Origin of the sequence: Olivibacter sitiensis DSM 17696, assembly GCF_000427965.1 — a bacterium.
Taxonomy (GTDB): domain Bacteria; phylum Bacteroidota; class Bacteroidia; order Sphingobacteriales; family Sphingobacteriaceae; genus Olivibacter; species Olivibacter sitiensis.
Genome location: NZ_ATZA01000093.1, coordinates 1 through 2,930, shown reverse-complemented (window position 1 = coordinate 2,930; position 2,930 = coordinate 1). Strand labels below are relative to the sequence as shown.

At 53.8% G+C, this 2,930-nt stretch carries 5 protein-coding genes; 1 reads left to right on the top strand and 4 read right to left on the bottom strand.

The features are described 5' to 3' along the window. Window positions 1-145: 145 nt before the first annotated feature. The 3 genes from A37S_RS0122345 to A37S_RS27335 form a co-directional block, all read right to left on the bottom strand. Window positions 146-1,189, bottom strand: coding sequence for a lysophospholipid acyltransferase family protein (locus A37S_RS0122345; RefSeq protein ID WP_028298864.1), 1,044 nt, complete (start codon window positions 1,187-1,189; stop codon window positions 146-148). Between the two features lie 87 nt (window positions 1,190-1,276). Continuing rightward, a complete protein-coding gene (locus A37S_RS27340; RefSeq protein ID WP_157279033.1) occupies window positions 1,277-1,414 on the bottom strand; it encodes a hypothetical protein in 138 nt (45 codons plus the stop codon). A gap of 33 nt (window positions 1,415-1,447) precedes the next feature. Further along, window positions 1,448-2,047: a hypothetical protein gene (locus A37S_RS27335; RefSeq protein WP_157279030.1), complete on the bottom strand. Its 600-nt coding sequence runs from the start codon at window positions 2,045-2,047 to the stop codon at window positions 1,448-1,450. Between A37S_RS27335 and A37S_RS27330 the strand changes: the two genes are divergently transcribed. After that, window positions 2,025-2,246, top strand: coding sequence for a hypothetical protein (locus tag A37S_RS27330; protein ID WP_157279027.1), 222 nt, complete (start codon window positions 2,025-2,027; stop codon window positions 2,244-2,246). The two genes, A37S_RS27335 and A37S_RS27330, sit on opposite strands and share 23 nt — an antisense overlap. A gap of 3 nt (window positions 2,247-2,249) precedes the next feature. Here A37S_RS27330 and A37S_RS0122325 read toward each other — a convergent pair whose 3' ends face one another. Further along, window positions 2,250-2,813, bottom strand: a complete 564-nt coding sequence (locus tag A37S_RS0122325; protein WP_028298861.1) for a hypothetical protein — start codon at window positions 2,811-2,813, stop codon at window positions 2,250-2,252. Window positions 2,814-2,930 lie beyond the last annotated feature (117 nt).

Here is a 2,930-nt window from a genome sequence, read left to right as displayed (position 1 = left end):
GCATCATACAAGTACATTTAGTTGTGGTAAACCAAAGTTCTTGGTTTTGATGCTTACTTTTTATCTTTAATTAACCCGCAACTTGGGTTAATTAAATAAACAATCTGTTGATTTATTAGAACAAATTAGTCCTTTGGGCGAATAATTACAAATAATTGCCCAGAACGGGTCTGAAATCGAGGTATTTTTCCCTGCTGATGGCATAGCTCATGTAGGTGGGGCGGTGCATAAGGTAGCCCCGTCCCCTATGCCTGAAGAGCGACCACTGGGCTGCATTGGCCAAATTGGGCTGCTCCTGTGGGCCGGTATCGGTCCGCAGGAGGTAGGCGTGGAGGTAAAGCCAGGCTTCCCACTGTGAGGCATCATGTTGCATCATATCTGCCAGGTGGTCATAGAGCGTTTGGGCGGCCCTTTGTACAAAGGATTCCCTGCCCTCTCCCGCTTGCGGGCAGAGTTGCGGGTAGTGCCGGTATCGCACGGTATCGCGGGCCAGCCTATGGCATAGCAAGGGGTATATGGGTACCTGTAGGGCATGGGCCAGCCAGGCCATGCCCGTACGCACGCTGAGGCTACCTCCCAAAAAACGGACAGAAGATAGGTGGCGTGCAGCGGCTTGGGCGTTGAGCCCTTTATTGCCATCGGCAAAATAGAGCAGGCAACGCCCACGGTTCATGGCCTTGGCCATGTGCAGCAGGCTATGCGGTGCCTCTGCGTTGATGAGCTCCATGTCCATGGCTATACCCCGCTCCTTTGCCAGTGGACCATAGCGTTCCTGCATGGCCTGCTGCTCGGTCTTATAGGAGGAGGCCGAGACCAACAGGCTGAAGGGAACGCCCCATTGTAAGAGCAGGTAACAGATGAGGCGGTAGGAGCCGGTATGATAGGTGCATATAATGGACGGGCTCCGTTTCAATGGAGCCAGTAGGTCGGGCCCCCAGCCTTCTATCTGCAAGAGGTCGTGCCGTGCGGCATGGGCAACATCCAAGTGGCTGAGGCGCCGGTGCAGGTGCATCTGCCTAAAGGCGGGCAGGTATTCGTTCTGTGCCATTTGGGGCATCAGGTTGTAAAGATTGGCACTGAAAAAGGCAAATTGCTTTTCGTGCCGCTCGTTGGCCTCCGCAAGGCGGAATACGTTGTATCTGTGGTATAGCTGCTCGCGCAGGGCAAGCGCTTGTTCTCTGTTTTCCATTTGTGGCAATAGGAATTGACGGATTCGTAAAAAAGATTTGTTAAAAAGGTGCCCGGAACCTTGCCGGGCACCTGCGAGGGCTAAAGCCTATAGCCCTTCAAAATCGCACTTGGGCTCCCAGTCATCGTCCTCGTCGCCATAGCCAAAGAGGGCGTGCACGGGCAGGGGCTTCTCCAGTATGCCATCTGCCATGGGTACCATCGGTCTTGCAAAAATGCCGTTCATCGCTTTGTGGTTTTATCGTTTGTCTATGCCTTTCTATTTCCCTTTAGGGGCATCGGGCTTTGTCCCCTTTCCTTTGGCCAAAGGTGGTGCGACGCATCGTTGGGTGCAATATTGGGGCAAAAAGGCCAGGCTGTCAACTAGTGGGGTACATTGTGCAGAAAGCATGGAGTGCAGGACTGTAGCGTGGTGACGAGATGCCTGCAAATGTAGAATGTCACCCAGAAATTGCGGAATATCACCCATGCTATTGCTGGCGCGCAGATAGAGATCTAATTTCGGGATGATGCCCCAACTGCTTGCCCACATGGAAGCCCTACTGCGCCAGCTGGGCCCCCTCACCGAGGAGGCCTGGGAGGCACTGCGTGCCGCCGCGCGGCAGCGCCGGTACGGAGCGGACAGGGCCGTGCACCTGGAGGCTGGGGGGATGCTGTATGTGGGCAGTGGCCTGCTGAAGCAGTATGCCCGCGCGGGGCGCACCAAGCCGGCCATACAGGCCTTTCTGGGCAGGGGCGAGCCGTACTGCTGCCCCCATGCCAGCGATGGCGCGTACCTCAAGAGCGTACTCCCCAGCGAGCTGTGGTACTGGGAAGGGCATGCCCTGCGGCAGCTCATGGCAGGGCACCCTTGCCTCATTGCCCTGTACATGCGCCTGCGCGATATGCAGGAGGAGCGGCTGGACAAAAGGTTGTTGCTGCTAGAGGCCAGGGCCAAGGAAAAGCTGGCGCTGTTCAATGACTTGCAGCCGCGTACGGCCTCGTTCGTGAAAGGGCGGGACCTGGCCAATCACCTAAATATGGACTACACCTACCTCATCCACCTGAGAGGAAAGTAAAGGCTATCGGCGAAGTTTTGGAAACTCCCGTCCAAAAAAATCAAGTAACAAATCGTTGATGGCCATAAATCGCTTTCTGCCCTCACGGCCGGGGCATTGTTCCTCAAAAAAGGCCGGCAGGTAGAATTCCAAATTCCTGATACTTCCTTTAGTTATGAGTTGTAGGCGAAAAGTAGGCCCATCCGTAATCCACGAACCTCCCTTGTTTTCGGTTTCAGGGAAGGGAGGGCAGCCAGCTCCATCCTGGCCATCGTCCCGCAGTGCCCAAGGGTGCTGTGCCGCGAGTTGCCGCCACAAATAACGGGTACTGTCTTGGCTAGCCGGGAAATGGTTGAAATAGGGGTTTAGGTCTTCCCTGAAAAGATATTTGGAAGCTATTTCTGCGAACATAGTCCGGTATATGTCCCTTGGTACTGAGGTGTCTGCTGCAGGGAAATTCACGATTTGCACATAATACGTATAGCAACTGACCATGTCGCCTGTCTTACTGACTATAAAAGCGTACCTGTTTAAGGGCCATGGCCCATCTTCTGTAAGGATCAACGTACTATCGGCATGCGCCATCATGGTGCGCTGTAGCAGGGTGGTGTTGGAGTTAGTACATTTGAGTAGAGACAGATTTAAAGATGAATAATTAAATTTGTTGTACTATGGGAAATCGAGTGTTCGACGAACAATTTAAAA

What these genes read in the sequence shown, in the direction of transcription:
- A37S_RS0122325 (WP_028298861.1), bottom strand. Translation starts at nt 2,813, where the DNA reads ATGATGGCGCATGCCGATAGTACGTTGATCCTTACAGAAGATGGGCCA.
- A37S_RS27340 (WP_157279033.1), bottom strand. Translation starts at nt 1,414, where the DNA reads ATGAACGGCATTTTTGCAAGACCGATGGTACCCATGGCAGATGGCATA.
- A37S_RS0122345 (WP_028298864.1), bottom strand. Translation starts at nt 1,189, where the DNA reads ATGGAAAACAGAGAACAAGCGCTTGCCCTGCGCGAGCAGCTATACCAC.
- A37S_RS27335 (WP_157279030.1), bottom strand. Translation starts at nt 2,047, where the DNA reads ATGAGGCAAGGGTGCCCTGCCATGAGCTGCCGCAGGGCATGCCCTTCC.
- A37S_RS27330 (WP_157279027.1), top strand. Translation starts at nt 2,025, where the DNA reads ATGGCAGGGCACCCTTGCCTCATTGCCCTGTACATGCGCCTGCGCGAT.